The following is an 18,806-nucleotide window of genomic DNA, read 5'->3' on the forward strand; positions in this document are numbered from 1 at the left end:
TCGGAATCATGGGTCGACTTGGTGACCCAATCCTGGGTTTTCGAGCCTCCTCATCAAGGAAGACACCCCGGTCGGAAAGCTGGAGGAACTAGGAGCTGGTTTCCAGGTATCCTGTCTGGTCGCGCGAGGCATCGAACACCGCCGGTGGATTCGTTGCCGACGGGGTTCAGGAACGAAGGATCGCGGATAGTCCAGATCGATGGTTCCTGATGGCGTCGTTCGCTGGCCCGGTACTTTCAGGGCTTCATTCCATTCCCGACTATCGCGTGTGCGACGGTCCGAAGGAACCCAACCACTAGGATGGCCATCGCGGACAGAGACGTCCAGCGGGCAGAAAGCAGCATAGGCAGTAGCCCTAAATGAGAACACGGAGCTGGGCAAAAATTCGAAGGTATCTACAGTCTGGCAACGTTTCATGCTATGGGAGGCGCTACCGGCGGGCGCTAGATAATGGGCCCCAGCTGTTCGAGTGCGGCAGGCACTGTTAATGTGCCCGCTTGCAGCCCCTGACGAAGGTTTTCGCGTTCAACACCGAGGGCATGGCGAGTCTCTGCGTCAAACTGGCGGAAGCGATTCCGGACTTCCAATAGCCAGAATGCTGACCCTAGGATTGTGCCCGGGACTAGCCCAACTAGACCTCCGCCGGCCGCAATGATGAGTGACGAGATCAACCTCTCGGCGAGACCGACTTCTTGGCCTGTCAGGGCGATTACGAACTGGCACACCACGAACGTGAGTAGCCACCCGATGAAGCCGCCTAAGGCTATCCCCCCGAGGTAGCAAAGCCAGATGGACTTTAATTTGCGGGGTCGCGGTTCTGGCAGCATCGCAAGCGGGGGAATGAGTTCCCCGTTCAACAATCGCCTAGTGTCCTCTGCGCGAACAGTGTTCGCCCAATCTAGAATTTTATCGGCAGCCGAGCGGCCCTTTCTGAAGCCAATCGCGCCACTTGCGACAGTCGCGGCGGCCGATCCAATTGCTATATACCCCATGTGCCGATACTAGTGCCCCAACGGGAAGGCGAGCCTTGTGCGGGTTCAAGAGATATCCGGAGCCAGGTACGAGTATGAAGGCCCCAGCTGTCGCTCGTCCTCTAGTCCCTCGTAGCCGACTTCACCGGAACAGAGTGACCGTAGCGTTCTTCGAGTGCCTCCCAAAGATATTCTTCGATGATGCTTTGCATGGATTGCCCGGAGACTTGAGACGCGAAGTGTAGGAGATCTCGTTGCTCAGAGTTATACCGAAAGGGATACGCTTCCGTTTTCTTATTGGAAGCTGCCCGATAACGAGCGGCCTTATTGCTGTCCATGTGGTGCCTCGGTTCTGGAGCTGTTGGAACGTGGTAAACAGTCGTGCGGCCTAGGTTCTTAAACCTAGTATTCTCCAAATCGCCTATTCGAAGACCTGGGCATCCTGCTGAGCTCGGTTCCTAGCTCGCTCCTGTAAGCCCGCCGCCAGAAGAATATCGACAAGCTTCCCGGGCCCCTGCATCTCCAGCAGAGCGTTGATCGCCTTTTGGTGACCTTCCCCGGCGGTGTAGATGATTTCGTCGATGGCCTCTGGCAGGCTGGGGGAGGAGCTGAAGTCCAAGGGGCCATTGGCGATGGCTTCGCGCTGGAGTTGTTCGTTGGCCTCGGCGTGACGCATCACGGATTCGACCGCGCTGATCTGGTCCTCATCACTGATGCCGGTGCCTTCGAAAATCTTATTGATCTGCTCGATCAGATCATCGAACGTCCCCAACTTCTTCTCCCGCGCCACACCGGAACCGGCAGCAGTGAGCCCCGTCAGGCCCTTGCCTTCCCCGTCAACGAGTTTCAGATCCGCTGCTTCCTGCTTCTTCAGCGCGTAGTGGGTCAACACCACGTCGCTGAGGTCTAACGCATCACTAGTCGTGGTGGAGTGCAGGGCCTTGGCCAGGAGCTTGAGGTAGATCGCGAGCTTCTCGATACGGGTGTTTTCGTAGTCGATGATCTGGGAGAAGAAGTCGTAGGACTTATTGAATGCCCCGGCGGTGTTGCGGAACTCCTCCAACCGATCCAGGTCTAGGGTGTCGGCGTTCTGGGTAGCTTGTTTGTGGCGGTATTTGAACTCATCGATGGCCGGCTGCAGGTGGGAGTAGAGACCGTTATGGTTGCGTTGGGCCACCCACTTCTGGGCGACCAGGTCCACGTCCTTGTCGTTGTAGATGCTCATCGCATCCATCTTCATGATCATGTCGTGGATGATGTCCGGATCCGACTCCGTCTCGATGGACGCGTCCTCGTAATACGTCTCGAAGGCCTCCAGAATGGTGGCTGGTTCGTTGACGAAGTCCAGGACGTAGGTCTTGTCCTTACCCGGGATCACCCGGTTGAGCCGGGAGAGGGTCTGGACCGCGGCGATGCCGGAGAGCTTCTTATCCACATACATGCCCACCAGCAGTGGCTGGTCGAACCCGGTCTGGAACTTATTGGCCACCAACATGATCTGGTAGTCCTCGCTGCCGAACGCCTTGGTGAACGCGCGGCCCTTCAACCCCGGGTTCATGGTGTATTCGTTGAACGGGCCAACACCGGATTCGGGGTCGTCGACGTCCCCGGAGAACGCGACCAGGGCAGCGACCTGGCTTTGATAGCCCTTCTCCTGCAGGTATTTATCGATCGCGAGCTTATAGCGGACTGCTTCCTTGCGGGAGGAGGTCACGACCATGGCCTTGGCCCGGTTCGCCAGGTGGTGGGCGACGTTCTGGCGGAAGTGCTCCACGATGATCGCGACCTTCTGGGCGATGTTATGCGGGTGCAATCGCACCCACTGCATCAGCTGCTTCGCGCCCTGATCGCGGTCCACCTCGACCTCGGAGGCCTGTTCGTCGGCGTGGGCGATCTTGGCGGCCATCTGGTACGTGGTGTAGTTCTGCAGCACGTCCAAGATAAAGCCCTCTTCGATGGCCTGCTTCATCGAGTAGAGGTCGAAGACCTCCATGTCCCCGTTCTCATCCCGCCGGCCGAAGAGTTCAATGGTCTTGGCTTTCGGGGTGGCGGTGAACGCGAAGAAGGACAGGTTCATGGTGGCCCCGGCCCGGGCGGCCATTTCCGCGGTCAGCACGTCTTCGGCGCTGACGTCCTCGCCTTCCTCCAGCCCGGCGACGGTGAGGACGTTCTTCAGTGATTTGGCCGCATCCCCGGACTGGGAAGAGTGGGCCTCATCGGCAATGATCGCGTAATTACGTCCTGCCAAGCCCTTGTTCTTGCGGATCTGGTCCATGGCGTGGGGGAAGGTCTGCAGGGTCACCCCAATGATCTGCCGGCCCTTGAGCAACGCTTCGGCCAGTTGGGTGGATTTGGCGCCTTCCGTGCCGCGGGTGATGGGGGCGAAGACTCCGGCCACGGTTTCGAGTTGTTCGACGGCTTTTTGTAGTTGTCCGTCCAACACGGTGCGGTCGCTGATGACGATGACCCCGTCGAAGACCTTCGACCCATCACCCCGGTGCAGGGATGAGAGCCGGTAGGCGGTCCAAGCGATGGAGTCGGTTTTCCCGGACCCGGCCGAATGCTGGATCAGATAGTTATGCCCCGGCCCTTCGGCCAGGGCGGCGTCGGTGAGGGCGTTGACGGCACGCCACTGGTGGTAGCGCGGGAACCTCAGGGAGGCCTTGCGGGTCTTCTTCCCGGTGATGGGGTGGGTGTCGTCTTCGAAGCGGTAGTGGACGAACTTCCCCAGCACGGTCAGCCAGGCGTCGGGTTCCAGGAGGTCTTCCCAGAAGTAGGCGGTGGGCGATGTCCCTTCACGGGGTGCGTTGCCGGCCCCGTTGTTTTTGCCTGCGTTGAAGGGCAGGAACCGGGTGGAGGGGCCTTCGAGTTTGGTGGTCATATGCACTTGTTGGTTGGACACCACGAAATGCACCAACGCCCCACGGCCGAAGGACAGCAGGGGCTCGCCCTTGGGGTTGCGGTCCTGCTTATATTGCTTCAGCGCGGCTTCGGCGTCCTGGGTCAGGTCCGTCTTCAACTCCACTGTGGCCACGGGGATGCCATTGAGGAACAGGACCAGATCCAGGGACTTATTGGAGGTCTTGGAGTAGTGGACTTGGCGGACCACCCGCAACCGGTTCAACCCGTAGCGATCCACGGTGGTGGGGTTCAGGCCGTCGGCTGGTTTGGGTTGAAACATCCGCAACGACGCCGGACCCACACCGATGGGTTTCTTGATCGCGTTCAGGGTGCCGCCGGCATTGGTCGGGTCGGTTCCCATGGTCTTGGCCAGGCGGTCCAGCACACGCAGCTCGGCCTTAGCCTGCATGGTGGGATTCAGATCGGGTTTGACGATCTTCGCCAGCTCATCCGGGGCCGTGTCCTGCAGCCAACCGAAAACATCGTCGGGGAATAGGGCACGTTCGCGGTCGTAGCCTTCATCGGTGGGGGAGTAGTACCAGCCGTGGGCTTGTAGGTACTCGCAGATGTCTTTTTCGAATTCGATCTCGTTATGCAACGCCAACAGAAACAGCCTCCCCAACATTCGCCGAGGGTCCCATGCCGCGGACATCAATCTTTCCTGTCACCGCGGCACTGATCATCGCTGCGCGACGTTCCTTCGACAACGCAATCGCTTCACGAGCTTCAGCCATGGCCGCATCGATTTCCCCAGTCTCTCTCTCGAGATAGTCGGAAATCGCATTCTGTTCTGCATATGGGGGTGTCGTGATCAAGCAATCGCCGAGTTCTTCGGAATTAAGATGGGGCTGCGCGGCACGGATCCGGATTTGATCAATTTGGGCTGACTTTACGTAGGGTGCCAACAAGGTGTACTGAACAAAGTTGGGGTCCGTGGTCTTATTGGCGCGGAACACCATGTCGAATCCGGCGATACTCCCCTCGTATTGCAGAGGAATGATCGCTGAATCACCCGTAAGGGCCCCGCTTCGGACAACGATGATGTCCCCATTTCTAAGCCAAAAGATTTTGCTGGCAGGAATGTCCTCAGGATTGACATATACCAGTTTTTGCGGAGTTATTGTACCGGCCGAAACATTGGTTGCACGGATGAGAGGAACACCTTCCTCACAGTAGACAGGTGGTTCACCGAGCCCGTATTTTATGTCGCCAAGATATTTAATCTTCGTAATCGACCAGTGGCTAGGCAGCTCTCCCAGCCAGCTGGCACCACTGTCCTTCATCCGCGTGTTGGGGTTGAGGCCTTTGGTGACTGCGTGCGTAATGGTTGCTGTACGGCGCTCGGACAAGAGAGAGATGAGTTGTTCCTGGTCCGCGATGAACGCATCAATCTCAGCCGTCTCACGATCAAGATAGTCGATGATCATCGATTGTTCCGGCAGTGGCGGAAGAGGCAGCCTGAGGTTGCCAACCTGCTCTGCGTTCAAGTTGTTTTGTGTATTCCTGCGGTAGAAGACGGGCAACCATTTGGAGACTGCCTTGAGTGCATAAAAGAGGAATTTTGAATTGGCTCTAGAACTATTGACCCGAAATCCGAGGAGAGCTTGGTTCCAAGCGGCATGGATACCCAAAATAGAGACTTCTCCCACGCTGGCGTACATCGCAAAAAGAACCGTGCTTGGAGGGGCAACAGGCAACGACTTGGTTCTTTGACCCTCCTGGGTAATTTGGCGGGCGGTCGAATGCACCAGATCACGGGAGCTCATGTCTCCAATTGCCACCCAATTAATGCCACCGTCGTTCGTCCAGTAGCGCAGATTGTCTGATTCGGGGGTCCCGCCAGCTAGCAGGTGGGCGAGGTGTTTTACGGGAGACACCGACCAAGTTGCTGGAATTTCACCCAGCCACTCAGTCCCGCTGTTTATGTACTCAGGGTAGGGCTTCAGGCTCATGATTTGACCTGTTCGAGGCGTACACGGATGCGACCGAGCAGGGTGTCGAGGTCGGCGTCGATGTCTTCGAGTGGTCTAGGTGGGATGTATTGGTAGAAGTGGCGGGTGAAAGGGATTTCGCAGCCGTCTTTGGTCTTGGTTTCGTCGATCCATGCATTAGGGACGAAGGGTTTTACTTCGCGTTCGACGTAGGCGTGGATGTCTTCGTTCCAAGGAACGTTTTCGGTATCGCGGAGCTCAGCGTCTGCTTCGATCTTGCCCTTGGGCCCAGTGCACACTTCGGCTGTTTCATCGCGTTCGGACAGGCCCGCGATGAGTGCCTTCAACTGTGGTGGACTCAACTCTGCGCTGCTGGCCTTGAGCTGGTTTTTTAGGGCCTTGGTGAATTCTTCGCGGTTCTTCCACACCATGTTTGTATTCATGGGTTCCAGAGCAGCCCGCAAGCCGGCCAGGTTCTCGGTGGTGAGTTTGCTGAAGGCCTTCACCGACACTGCTGCGTCAATGCGATCGCTGGTGGTGTTGAAGTTCAGCTGCAGGGGGCGTTCGATGGTGATCGTGCGGTAGAAGAAGTCCGTGGTGTTGAAGATCTTTGACTGGTCGGTTTCCTCGAAGTTGCCGTAGAGCTTCACGATGGTCTCGATGTCCTGGGGGCCGAGTTCGTTGCGTTTGGAGCCCAGGCCCTTGCGCATTTTCCGGAACAACTTGGACCCATCGACCAGTTGGACTTTGTTCCGGCGTTCGGGTGTCTTGTCTTTAGAGAGGACCCAGATGTAGGTACTGATGCCGGTGTTGTAGAACATGTCGGTGGGCAGGGCGATGATCGCTTCGAGGTAGTCACGCTCGAGGATCCACTTGCGGATATTGGATTCACCGGACCCTGCACCGCCAGTGAACAACGGGGACCCGTTCAGCACGATCGCGGCACGCCCGCCGGTGGTGCCGGTGGCTGGTTCTCGCATCTTGGAGATCAGGTGCAGCAGGAAGAGCATGGAGCCGTCCGAGACGCGGGGCAGTCCGGCGCCGAAGCGGCCAGCGAAGCCGCGTTCGGCGTGTTCTTCGCGGACGGTCTTTTCCTGCTTCTTCCAGTCCACACCGAAGGGCGGGTTGGAGAGGCAGTAGTTGAACGTGGCTCCGGGGTGTCCGTCGTTGAGCAGGGTGTCGTCGTTGACGATGGCGTCCACGGCTTGGCCCTTGATGACCATGTCTGCCTTGCAGATCGCGTAGGACTGGGCGTTGAGTTCCTGCCCGGCCAAGGTGAGCCGGGCCCGGGGGTTCATTTCTGTGAGGTGGTCTTCGGCGACGGAGAGCATGCCGCCGGTGCCGGCTGTGGGGTCGTAGACCGAGCGGACGATATCCCCGTCACGCAGGACCTGGTCGTCGTTTTCGAAAAGGAGGTCGACCATGAGTTCGATGACTTCGCGGGGTGTGAAGTGTTCACCGGCGGTTTCGTTGGAGGCTTCGGCGAATTTACGTATGAGTTCTTCGAAGATGTGACCCATCTCGGCATTGGTCACGTGGCCGGGGTGTAGATCCACTTCGGCGAAGCGTTGGATCACCAGCAGGAGCAGGTTGTTGTCTTCGAGTGCCTCGATGCGGTCTTCGATCTTGTACTTCACGAAGATGTCCCGCACGTTCTCGGAGAACGCCTGGATGTAGGCCAGGAGGTTTTCACGGAGGTTCTCAGGGTCTCCGATGAGGGTGCCCAGGTCGTAGGGGCTGGTGTTGTGGAAGGAATGCTGATGCCCTGCCCTGGTCTTCAGCAGCACCGGGCGAACCGGCATCCCCTTGGTCTCGGCTTCGGCGACAACTTCCAGGACCTTGGGCTTGGTATCTGCCAGGACGGAGTCCAAGCGTCGCAGAACGGTGAAGGGGAGGATAAAGTCGCCGTATTGGTGGGATTTGAAGGTGCCGCGCAGCAGGTCGGCGATTCCCCAGATAAATGATGCGTGGTTACTCAAAACGCCCCTAGTCCCTATTTCCTGTTCCGGAATACCAATGTGTCCAGCATGTCTTGTCTACCATTCAACCCCAATTGAGAGGGCAAGCGGGACCTGGGCTGGTTAGGCCGTTTCTGGCAGCGAGTTAGTGGCATCTCTACGCTGTCACGATCGGCTGGTCGCCTCGGCGTTTATCAATGTCGCCCTCAGACCCCGAGACGTTCCAAGGCTCACGAGGGTAAAATGTGTCTTTACCTTCGTTGGAATCACGGCGGCCGACGCTGCTTGCGACTAGGTGGACAACGAAGCCTGCCGCTGCCTGTCGAAAGGGCCCGGGTAGACGCGATAGGGGGGTGCCCCTATCTGCTTCGTCAAGGGTCGAGCCGGAAAGACCTGAATAATCGTTGCGAGAATTTTCGGGCATGGCGATGCCGGCCGGGTGATTGGGACGGATGCTCCTGGTGCGCGGCGGTGGATTGCGGGTTTCAGGCTGCCAAGGCCACGTGTTTCTGGTAGATGGTTCCGTCGCGGAGCATTGCGAACAGGACGTTGCAGCGTCGTCTGGCCAGGGCGATGAGGGCCTGGTTGTGTTTCTTTCCCTCGGCGCGTTTGCGGTCGTAGTAGGTCCTCGATATCGGGTCGTGCAGCGAGGCGAACGCGGATAGAAACAGGGCCCGTTTGAGGACCTTGTTGCCCTTGCGCGAGGGGTGGTCCCCGCGGATCGAGGTGCCCGAGCGCCACGTGACCGGGGCCAGCCCGGCGTAGGAGGCGAGGTGTCCGGCGGTCTGGAAGTCTTTGCCAACGACCTCGGTGAGGATCCTGGCCTCGGTCCTGACGCCGACCGCCGGTAGGGACGTCAGGAGGATGTGAAGAGGGTGGGCCTCCACGAGTAGCTCGACCTGGGCCAGGACCTCGGTGCGGGCAGTCCGGGTCTGGACCAGCGAACGGGCCAGCTGGGGCAGCACGATGCCGGCCGCGTTGGTACCCGAGACCACGACGGTCTGCTCGTCCAAGGCGGCGAACACCTCGGCGGCCCAGCGTTTCCCGGCCCGTGGGGCGTGCTTGCGCAACAGGGCCTCGACCCTGGCCTTACCGGCCTTGCGCAAGGCTGCAGGATTCGGGTATTTCGCCAACAGCTCGGGCATCGCCTGGTGGTCCAGATGTACGCCGATAACCCGTTCCAAGGCGGGGTGGATCTGGGTCAACAGGCCGCGGATCCGGTTGCTGGTCGCGGTGGCCTGCTTGGCCAGGTCGTCATCGAAACCGCAGAGCATCGCCAGCTCGGCGACCTCTTCGTCTGCGACCTGGATCGAGCGCAGCGTGTGCGGCATGGTGTGGGCGGCTTCGGCGATGATGTACGCGTCGCGCGCATCGGTTTTGGCTTCCCCGGGATGTAAGTCCGCGATGCGGCGCATCGCCAGTCCGGGCAGGTAACCCACCATGATCCCGGCGGCCTGGGCCACCGCGACGGGCAGGGCACCGATGGTCGCGGGCTGGTCCACGACTAACAGTGCCCGGCCATGGCGGGACAGTGAGGTGATGATGGCCTTGAGCTTGGCCTCGTCCTGGGGGAGGGCCTTGTCCAGGAGTTTCTTGCCTGACCGATCCAGAGCGACGGCGTGGTGGTTGGATTTTCCGACGTCGACGCCGATGAAAACATCGACTGTTTCGTGTTCGGGGATCATCGTCTTGCCTTCCTTGGAGCATGGTTTCCAATGGGTGGGACGGTGCTGGCTTGTCCTGCGGCTCCAAGGCTCGGCATCCACGTTACGGCCGATATTGGCGGTGGTTCCCCGTCTGCATCCGGCCCCTATTAGCGATTTCCCAGGTGCCTATCGGACCCCGGTGACAACACCCCCCGGACCATTGAAGACTGGGGGCAGGAATCAATGCCGGGGCCGACAGGCCAGCAACCCCAATACTTGCTCATTTAGGGGCTACAAAAAAGGGAACGGGGAGGGCAAGCAGATTGACACCGAAGTCTAACGGGCAAGTGGAGGCAGGGAATCGAGCCACAGAAGCAGAAGGACGCGACATCAATCTGGAAGATCAGCGCTACGCTTTTGGAGTGCCGGTGTCCGCCTTCCCTTCCCTCATAGCGGCCAAGAGGGCGAGCCCCAATACGGGGTTGCGTTCAACGCGATGTATGCCTTCAGCTCCTCTACCTCGTCGGACGTCGCGTCTGAGGGCATCGCCATTGCAAAGCCGCTGAGGAGAGACTTTAAGCTGATCTGGGGTTCCTTGGCCTCGTCTAGGTATTTGTTCAATTGATCGAGGTGCTCTACCACCAGCACGAGGGCTAAGAAATCATCGAACTCGCGATAAGCCGTGAGCACATAGCGTCCCATGGGGTCGCCCATGTGGTACATGGTAGCCGTCATCATCAACGGTGAGCCTTGACGGGACAGCTCAAATGCCACGCGGGCGTCATCCCTCGCTGCACCCTCCATCGCCTGCTTCATGACGACGCGGTGACGCTCGGGACTGTCGGCCATAGCCCCAGTTGGAGTCGGTGCTTTGCGTGACGCGAACTGTCGGAACTTGTCGAACGTGCCTGTGTCTAAAACCTGCTCGGAAGGCACGAGAATTTTTGAACCGCCCGTTTTGGTAACTTCGATAGAGTCGCTCGCGACCTGAGCCCAGTATGTATGACCTGTCTGGTCGTTGTGCAGTGCAAGCACCACGGGCAAGGAGTGGTTCAGCCAATACCGCGCGTGACGCTCGGAGATATAGAACCACCAACCATCCGGATGTGGATTCCTGAAGTGGGACACCCCTGATTTGACCTGCACCGCCAGAAGTCTGCCAGTTGCGTCCCCTCTGTCATCGGTCACTTCGAAATGGAGATCAACTCCAAAGTCATGCTTCGTCTGATCACGCGTGATAAAAGCAGCGCTATGGGCGGCCATCTGAACAGCAAGTGTGCCGGATTCTTCTTGGTGCCACTGATTCGCCATGTTTTTATGCTAATCGATCTCAGGTGACGGGGAAGTCGGCACCCGAAGTAGTTCGAGACACAAGGGCTGCTGGCCTTGGCCGCTTCGTTTCCGGAGCGTTGCACGTAGCTGAAAAGACTGGCCCAACTGGGTTCGACCTGGCACTGCATCTGCAAGGTAATGGTATTGACTGCTTGGTCACTGCCCCTAGAAGAAGAACGACGACGAACGAGGGGGGCACCCCAGGCGCGAAGGAGCGTCTCCCCCCTACTCATCACGGTAGGGGAGAGGCCATGCAGTGGTGTCCTGACACGAGTATGGCTCCAGCTGGGTTCCAGGAGGAGGGCAGTGCCTACTTGGGCGGTGGCGCTTCTTTGATATGGCGGCTGTGGGGACGGGTGAGGGTTGGGAACCAAACGAGAAGGAAAGGCCGCCGCTCGGACAAGGAGACCCGCCGACGGGGGTTCGACAAAGGGGGCCGCCCCCCCCTTTGGTAGATGTGCGAAAGCCAGCAAGACCATCCAAGGCGACCATAGTCAGTTTGTGTGGTCAGCCAGTCTTCTAGACTTTGCTCCATCCAGCACGCTCCCGGTGGCCTTGGGGACCTCGGGAAACCTGGAATCCTTGGGGTACCTGACAAGAGCAGGGGCTCGACCCATGAGGGCGGCCACCAAAGAGTATCCGGAGGACCCTCGAGGGTAAGCAGCTTTGGAGTTCACTATCCCCGGAGCCCAAGTACACGAGCATGCGGGAGACCCATGAAGACCCGGAGAACCGGGCACCCCCAGTAAATGGTCAGGTCCCCTTTGAAAGCAGGAACACAGGGAACCCCAAGGATCCCACGGGCACGCCCTACAAAGGACAGCAACCCTCATTAGGGGCGGCCACCAAAATAGAAGCCACTCCACAAATACAACCAGCCAATGGGCCACCACCCAACGATGGAAACTATTAAGGCCAACCGACCTCTATAGCCCAGCCACAGCGATACCCCGACCCTCGAAGGCGGCCACCAAGCAGGAAACCCGAAGACCAAGAGCAAGCAGTCCCCAACCCAGCCACCCACCAGCTCAAAGCACTCCAATGGCCCCATGAAACCCAAGGATCCAAAAGCTCAGCACACCTATAGAAAGCCAGCCACCCACTCGAGGTCAAGCATCCCCGGAGCCCCCAGAACCCCAAGACACCAACCTGCAAGAGTCGGCCCCTCGATTGCTCACCACCAAAAAGGCAGCCCACTCGAAGAGCAGAACGAATAGAGGTCCGCGCAAGCCCATCAGGGAAATCGCCTCGGAAAACTAATCCCCCAGAACCCGGTCACCAGCGCACCACCGACCCACGAGGGCGGCCACCAAAACAAGCGAAGCAGCACGAAGAAGAGTGGTTCAGAAGCACTCCTATCCGGGGCAACTCAACCGACTGATCACGACGTGGCTCAATAATTCTCAAAATACCCTCACAGCCCCCATTGCTGGGAAGTCGCTAGCTGCACACTCCGTCGGCGATGGTCGCTTGGAAATGTGGATCTGGCAAGTAACCCTTACCGGTATGGGTTACCCGGTTGGGTTACCCGTATGACTTGCCCACGTGGGTGCGGGATGCGTACTTCTTGGCATAGAGCGGCGTTCTCTGCGAGCTTTGAAGGGCATGGAGTGAACGGGATCGAAGAATGCTCAGTCCGTCGGGGTAGACCTGACCTAGCTAACAGGCCTTAAGGCAGGGCTAAGTACACGTCTGAGGGCGATTGCTGCCAGCTTTAACTCACCAGAATTCAGGCCCATTCGGCTGTGTCGGTGACTGATGGAGCGCCTGTGGGAGTCAGCCCCATAGTTTTGTCATCGTTTTGGTCGCTTTTTCGGTGTGCCTGCCGCACGGCGTGCGTAGTGCGCCCAACTACTACTGCGATTTCATTGGCGGACATTCCGGCTCGGCGCATGGCTTCAATTCCACGTCGGCGTGTCACTCGAATCCGCGTCGCCGCCTCAGTTGCTTTAGTCGTCCGGTTCAAGCGGGATCACTCCTCTGCCGATGTTAGCGATGGGGTTGGTCGGGGAGGCAGATGCCGGTACAAACTGGAGCGGGTTATGCCCGTTAGCCCAACGATGTCTTTAATGGAATGACCATGGTTGCGGAGGTGCTCGGCATAGGCGAGCTTCGCGGATTCGACGACGCTGGGTCGCCCTACCCGTTTTCCCTTGCTGGTGGCTATGGCGCGGGCGTGTGCCGCCCGTTCAATCGCGTAAGTCCGTTCCATTTGTCCGAAGAGTGCCAGCATCACAACGGCCAATTGCGACATGGGATCTTCTGGATTGGAGGAATCTACCCGAATTGGATCAGCCAGATTCCTGAGCCCGACGCCACGTTCGGCGAGATCATGGATGAGGTTCAGAGTGTCCCGAACGGTTCGACCCAGGCGATCCAACGTATGCACGACAACCACGTCGCCTTCGCGAGCCTGGTCAAGTGCCGTCTGAAGGCCAGGCCTATTCGTAGTGGACCCTGACTTCTTGTCTACGTAGATCCGATTGTCCGCGATTCCCTGATCGCGGAGGGCTTCGACTTGGCGGTCCAAATCTTGCTTCGCCGTCGACACCCGGGCATAGCCAATATCCATCCGCCTATGATACCAAAAGCTTGTTCTGTACAAGTTTTCTGGAACGTGTTTGTGGTATTAGTTCTGGAACATATTTTTCTCGGCGAGTCGTAACGCTAGGCACCGTGATACCGGGTGTTCCACTTCCAAGGAACTGGGACACCCCTACTGATGTCCCGGGACTACGCGGTAAGGTCTCGGAAGTTCGAAACGCATTTGCACTAGCAGTGAATACTGCACCATCGGACTTTCGCAGCGATAGGAATCGATCAACCGTGCTGACGACCGCGATCAGGCCATTGCTGCCACACCGGTTTCAGAAACGGCAGGACCATGGATCCCGAACTGTCGTCGACCAACGGCCCATAGACGATGCCATCCGCGGTTCGTCCAAATGGTTGCACGAGACAACGCGAACGACCATCTGCGGCCAAAGCAACCACAATGAGCGCCTCGTCACGATTTCCCACTGTGTCGATGTTGAAGAATTCCGCATTACTTCCAAGTAACTGGTCGGCAGGCACTCCTACACGGGAGCCACGCCCCCCTGGCGATGCGACCCAAGTCTCCGACGAGTAGATCGCTCCGTCGAAGGGCCAGGCGCCCTCGAGGTCGACGGCCGCCGCAACCTTCAGTTCACGCGGCTCATTGTCATGAAAAATGACACCGTGCATTCGTATTTCGTCCCCCTTCGACAGCACGAGCATCGGCCCAGAATAGCCATCTGACTCAAGAAATTTCCGTGAAAGTTGCAGCCTTTCGTACGCGTGCTCAATCGGGTCCACGCTGAATCCTGGAAGAGCCCCATACCGCTCCACACCATTTTCTTCATACTGCTCATCGCGCTCGATTTTCACATACTTAAATGTGGCTACTTCTCCAGTTTCGAGGTCAAAGAGCTTGCTCGGCATGGGGTCTCCCGGCGGAAGGCACGAAAGGCTCGGGGTAAGCGACGAGGTGACACAGATCCGTGCAAACGGTTGAATCAAACAAGAGGGAACTCCGCTGGCTTGATGTGCCGTCCAGACAATCTTTGCGACTGCAGCGTACATTTCCCGCAAAGCCGAGACTAGTTCGTAAGCGGGAAGTTGGTCATCAACCCAACGTCGCTGAACACGAATCATGCCCTTGCGCCGGGTTGGGTCTTTGCCAGCGACATTGGCGAACCGTGCGATAATCATATCTACCGTGAGTGAGGGCGAGACCTCAAATGTGTCCTCAACTTCCTTGAGTCGTTCACCATAAAAACTGATTCGTGCTTCGCTGAACGTTTTGAGGTCTTCCTCTTTTACCACGCGATTTCGAGCGGTGACGCCCCATCGAAGGACCGCATTTTGCTTGGCGGCGTCTTGCCAGGACCCGTACCACGTATCAAAATCTGCCCACTTCGCCTTTCGTTTCTGCAGAAGAAATGTGACGCCTCTGGAGTTTTGAATCGCCGAGTTCAGCCACCTGCGGAACTCATTCGGATCCTCATAAAACTCGATGGTCCGATGAATGTCCTCATGTAGGTCCATCAGCCGGCGGTGAGCGTCAGCGCAGGGGCACGCCTTAGGAAGATTGTGCATGTAGAAACCATATCGATTCAGGACTGGTGGAGCGCAACGAGCCCGCTGGGCACGATGCCCGCGAACTGGGAATGAGGTGTCGCTGCCCGAAGAACCAACACTCTATCGGGCGGTTCAAGATCCATTCTTTCCGATCAGTTGTTGCGGTGCAGAAAACAGTCAGTGACAGATATTTCGGACAGATCTCTCGTGAGCCCGGTGTCAAACACAATTCTGTAGTCGCTTGTGCTGACATAGAGAATCCACAACTACCTGCCGAACTTCTCATTCAATGGTCGCTTGTCGAAACATTTCAAGTGAGGCGATCGGCTAGGACAGCACCCCTCAAGGAAGAGGGATGCATGGGAGTGCAGCTATGCGGTCCCCGAGGCTTCGCAGCAGCTCGGTTTCAGAGACGTCTCAGGTAATGTTGCGATCAGTTCAGGGGAGTATCGAGCATTGGGGCTATTTGGTATGGATCTGTCAGTCGTGGCTGTGGGGGATGGAGCGTGTTCGGTAGCTTATGCAGATGCGCCATCAGATGATTTGGTAATGGATTGCGGAGCAGGGACTAATCCGGCAGCGACCGCGCCCGCGGACAAGCTATTAGAAGAGCTAGTTTCGCGCAAACAGCGCCAGTGGTTACCCCAAGAGTTGTTGGTGACGCATTTCGACGCCGACCATTGGGGCGGGCTGGCGCGGTTGCCGATCCAGGCACAGGCATACAAGTTGCAGGGACATAGTCTTGGGCTAAAGGGGCCAAAACGAGTCACGATCTTCTATCCTCGATTCCCCCGCCCTGCTGCGCCTTTGGGCGTAGCGATGGTTGCGCATGCGCTGATCGGGACGGCGCTACAAGGTGGTCCTTTCTTTGATCTGGTTAGCGCCTGGAAGAAGGCGGGAGCAAAAGTGACGTTGATTCCACTCTGCCGTGGGGATAGTTTCTGTGGGCCTGACGAGCCCTGGAATGTCTATTGGCCGCCGAAGGACACTGATTCACTATCCGCCAAATCCCGCATTGCTATCGACACGGTGGTGGAAGAACTCCAACTTCTCGTTGTTCGAAGCGGGTTGGTTAGATTGGCATACGCGGCTGCACGAACCAGCGAACTATTTACTGAAATAGGGGAGCAGACAGCACTCCGCGGAACTGGTGTCGAGGAAAACGAACTCGAGGGAATGCCCTTGGGATCCATGGCGCTGCAGATACGACTGCGGGAGTTGGCAAGTCAAGAAGAAATGACGGGAGATGACCCGTATTGGGATGGAGCCCTATGGAATCGCGTCCGCAAATACAATAATGCGTTGAGTTTGGTTGTTTCGAACTGCACAGGGACTTTTCTGAATTTTGGAGACTGCGAGGGTGCCAGCCTTAACAAACTTCTTCAACTCGGCATATGCCCCGGGCTGACCCCTCATGACACAATCCGACCATTGGTGCTGTTGGCCCCGCACCACGGAACGCAAAAACCCGGAAAAACTTTTGAGTCGCTGTTCCCCGATGCAAATGACATCGTCCTACAAAACGGTGTGCAACACTCCCAAAAACTCCGTAGCAAACGCTTGTTCTACAACACGAAGTCTTCAAATTCTGTGCTCGAAACATATGGGCCGGTGTTCACAAACCCACTCTGCACCCACTTTTTTCAGAACCTCTGAGCTGCTCTGGAAACCTAGGGACCTGGACGCTCTAAAAGTGAGCCTCTACGGGAAACCCGTTGCTTGCTCTCATTCTGCTCGAAGCGAGCGATCATCGGGTAGATGCCATAGTCGCGTTGCGTAGTCCAACCGATTCCTAGAAAGAGTATTTATACCTCGGGTTAGATTCTGCAATCAGCCTCGGACGACGGGACGTCCTGGCCAAGGAGATTCTCGTGAAGTCCAAGATGGGCTCGGACGGTTCTGAGCCGGACGGGGTAGATCCACATCCATCTTCGTTCGAACCGTAGCTACTCACCTGTCGGGCTTCGTAGGCCTAGATCAAGCCTCAGGGAAGTTAGGGAGCCCCATTTCCCCGTCGACACTTTCGTCGTCGAAGAGACTAGCCCGGCGCCGTTTGCGAGCAGGAGGCCTGAAATAGACTTCCCCCGGTAATGGCTGCCCCTTCGGACTGTCTGCTTTAGGTGGAGGATCGTTGTGGGGCGGCGGGAATGGCGGTTTCGCTACGTTGGGTTTTGCACTGTGCGCGCTCTGCACTCGGGTACTGGGGTCGTTGAAGCCGTGGTTCATGATTGGGCCATCTCGTTGAGTATGAGATTCGCTTGTTGATGTTGGTGTTGCCGGGCGGTAGGCACTGGTGTCGGACGTCTGTCGTTCCCCGGCGCCTGAATAACCGGCCGCAACTTCAATAGCTGAGATCGCTTCGATCTTTAGTGAGCCGACCGTCCCTGATTCGACCTTCGGGTTTGCGAGGGCAGCCGCATAGTTTTGGATGGCATCCCTAGCCTGGTATTTAGCGGGCATCGCCGCCATGGCGCCGACTATTGTTTGTGCACCGTCTGCACGTTGGGACCACGAGGTGTCTGCGTTGATCGTCGGCATCGCACCAACCAGTTGAACCGGCTCGAACGCTTTGGCGCGCTCACCGACGGAATGCACGCTTTCCACTTGGTTTGGGACACCGTGCTTCGCAATGGTATCTACGGCCTTGGCGACGGCGAATTCCATGGCGTCAGGGTCTCCACTGGTGGAAGCGAATCGAAGGCTATTGAGTAGTCCGGACGCCGGGTGGAACGGGTCCATCATCATGGTGTCGCCGCCACCGTAGGCGGAGCCTGACAGTAGGAGGGATGGATCGTCCATGACCTGCTTCTTCGTCAGTCCTGCCTGGGTGAGGACGTCGTTGCCCTCTGTGACCCCGGAAAACCCGAACTCCAGCTCACGGGAGAAAGCAGGGCCGGTGAGGTTCTCACGTGGTTGGGTCCCCGTTAGCAGTCCAGCGGCTATGCGATAGCTAGTTGGTTCTCTGCGGTCCAGCGATCCCAGTGTCTGAACGGCGTCATTCCGCCGAGGGATCCGTGGGGACGTTCATGATTGTAGATCTCTTTCCATTCGTCGGCCAAGTACTTTGCCTCGGCCATCGTGTCCATTATTTCTCCAGTGAGTTGTTCCCTTCTGAATTGTGCATTGAATGATTCAGCGAAACCGTTCTGCCACGGCGACCCTGGATCAATAAACGCAGTATTGACTCCAGCCGTGGCGCACCAGTTGATCAGAGCAGCAGCTGTGAATTCCGGCCCGTTATCGGACCTGACGTACGCCGGAGTGACGCCGGTTTCGGCGATGATGTCCTCCAGAGCGGCGACCACATCAGTGGCGGTAAAGGACCGACGCGGAATGATCGCCAGGGCGGTGCGGCTGTACTCATCGATAACATTGAAAAACCGGATATGCCGCCCGCAGGAGGTCGTATCGGATTGGAAGTCGAAGCTGACCACGTGCATCGGGTACTCGGCCTTGAGCCTCTTCTGTTCACCGGCACCGGGACCGCTACGGCGTTTCTTGCGGACCTTGGGCTTGCAAGTGAGTCCCTCCAGGCGCCAGAGCCGGCGGACGCGCTTCTTATTCAGCGCTATCCCGTCCCACTGCGGCTGCTCGAGTAGATGCCAGCGTGCTTTACGCCAACCCCACGCCGGATACTTCTGAGCCACGACACGTAGATCAGCGCGCAGCTGGGTTTCTTCAAAGCTGACCGCTGGGCGGCCTTTGCGCAGGGCTGAACGGTTCTGGCTGAGCACCTTGCAGGCAAATCTTTCAGATGCCCCGAACTTCTCCTGCGCCATACGTACGGCACGGCGACGTGGTTCGGGGCTTAGAATTTTCCCCGCGCCACCTCATTGAGAATATCGATGGCTAGTTCCTTCTCCGCGACCAGCTTCTTTAGCCTGGCATTCTCCTTTTCGAGGTTTTTCACAGCCTTGGTCTGGCCGGCGTTCTTCTCGGATCCGTACTGCTGAAGCCACCGGTACC

The 18,806-nt window shown here is 57.9% G+C and carries 9 protein-coding genes and 1 pseudogene; 1 reads left to right on the forward strand and 9 read right to left on the reverse strand.

Going from position 1 to position 18,806, the window contains the following annotated elements:
* Positions 1-1,392: 1,392 nt before the first annotated feature.
* The 7 genes from FM101_RS05055 to FM101_RS05085 all read right to left on the reverse strand — a co-directional run bounded on the left by FM101_RS05055 (position 1,393) and on the right by FM101_RS05085 (position 14,858).
* Complete coding sequence (locus FM101_RS05055) at positions 1,393-4,497, reverse strand: type I restriction endonuclease subunit R (RefSeq protein ID WP_179204242.1); 3,105 nt, start codon at positions 4,495-4,497, stop codon at positions 1,393-1,395.
* A complete protein-coding gene (locus FM101_RS05060; protein ID WP_086996399.1) occupies positions 4,463-5,824 on the reverse strand; it encodes a restriction endonuclease subunit S in 1,362 nt (453 codons plus the stop codon). The genes FM101_RS05055 and FM101_RS05060 overlap by 35 nt, the downstream gene beginning before the upstream one ends.
* Positions 5,821-7,782 (reverse strand): type I restriction-modification system subunit M, encoded by a 1,962-nt coding sequence (locus tag FM101_RS05065; protein WP_179204243.1) that lies wholly within the window; start codon positions 7,780-7,782, stop codon positions 5,821-5,823. The genes FM101_RS05060 and FM101_RS05065 overlap by 4 nt, the downstream gene beginning before the upstream one ends.
* 464 nt (positions 7,783-8,246) lie before the next feature.
* Positions 8,247-9,446: an IS110 family transposase gene (locus FM101_RS05070; protein ID WP_086996405.1), complete on the reverse strand. Its 1,200-nt coding sequence runs from the start codon at positions 9,444-9,446 to the stop codon at positions 8,247-8,249.
* A gap of 408 nt (positions 9,447-9,854) precedes the next feature.
* Positions 9,855-10,718, reverse strand: a complete 864-nt coding sequence (locus FM101_RS05075) for a DUF4365 domain-containing protein (RefSeq protein WP_086996408.1) — start codon at positions 10,716-10,718, stop codon at positions 9,855-9,857.
* 1,993 nt (positions 10,719-12,711) lie between these two features.
* Complete coding sequence (locus FM101_RS05080; RefSeq protein WP_086996411.1) at positions 12,712-13,311, reverse strand: recombinase family protein; 600 nt, start codon at positions 13,309-13,311, stop codon at positions 12,712-12,714.
* 248 nt (positions 13,312-13,559) lie between these two features.
* Positions 13,560-14,858, reverse strand: coding sequence for a hypothetical protein (locus FM101_RS05085; RefSeq protein WP_086996414.1), 1,299 nt, complete (start codon positions 14,856-14,858; stop codon positions 13,560-13,562).
* 453 nt (positions 14,859-15,311) lie between these two features.
* Here FM101_RS05085 and FM101_RS15540 point away from each other — a divergent pair, with 453 nt between their 5' ends.
* Positions 15,312-16,496, forward strand: coding sequence for an MBL fold metallo-hydrolase (locus tag FM101_RS15540; protein ID WP_143269220.1), 1,185 nt, complete (start codon positions 15,312-15,314; stop codon positions 16,494-16,496).
* Between the two features lie 321 nt (positions 16,497-16,817).
* Here FM101_RS15540 and FM101_RS05090 read toward each other — a convergent pair whose 3' ends face one another.
* A complete protein-coding gene (locus FM101_RS05090) occupies positions 16,818-17,639 on the reverse strand; it encodes a hypothetical protein (RefSeq protein WP_086996417.1) in 822 nt (273 codons plus the stop codon).
* 140 nt (positions 17,640-17,779) lie between these two features.
* Positions 17,780-18,806: pseudogene (locus FM101_RS05095) on the reverse strand (IS3 family transposase); the annotation flags it as partial.

The organism is Arthrobacter rhombi (assembly GCF_900163545.1).
Classification (GTDB): Bacteria; Actinomycetota; Actinomycetes; order Actinomycetales; family Micrococcaceae; genus Arthrobacter_H; species Arthrobacter_H rhombi_A.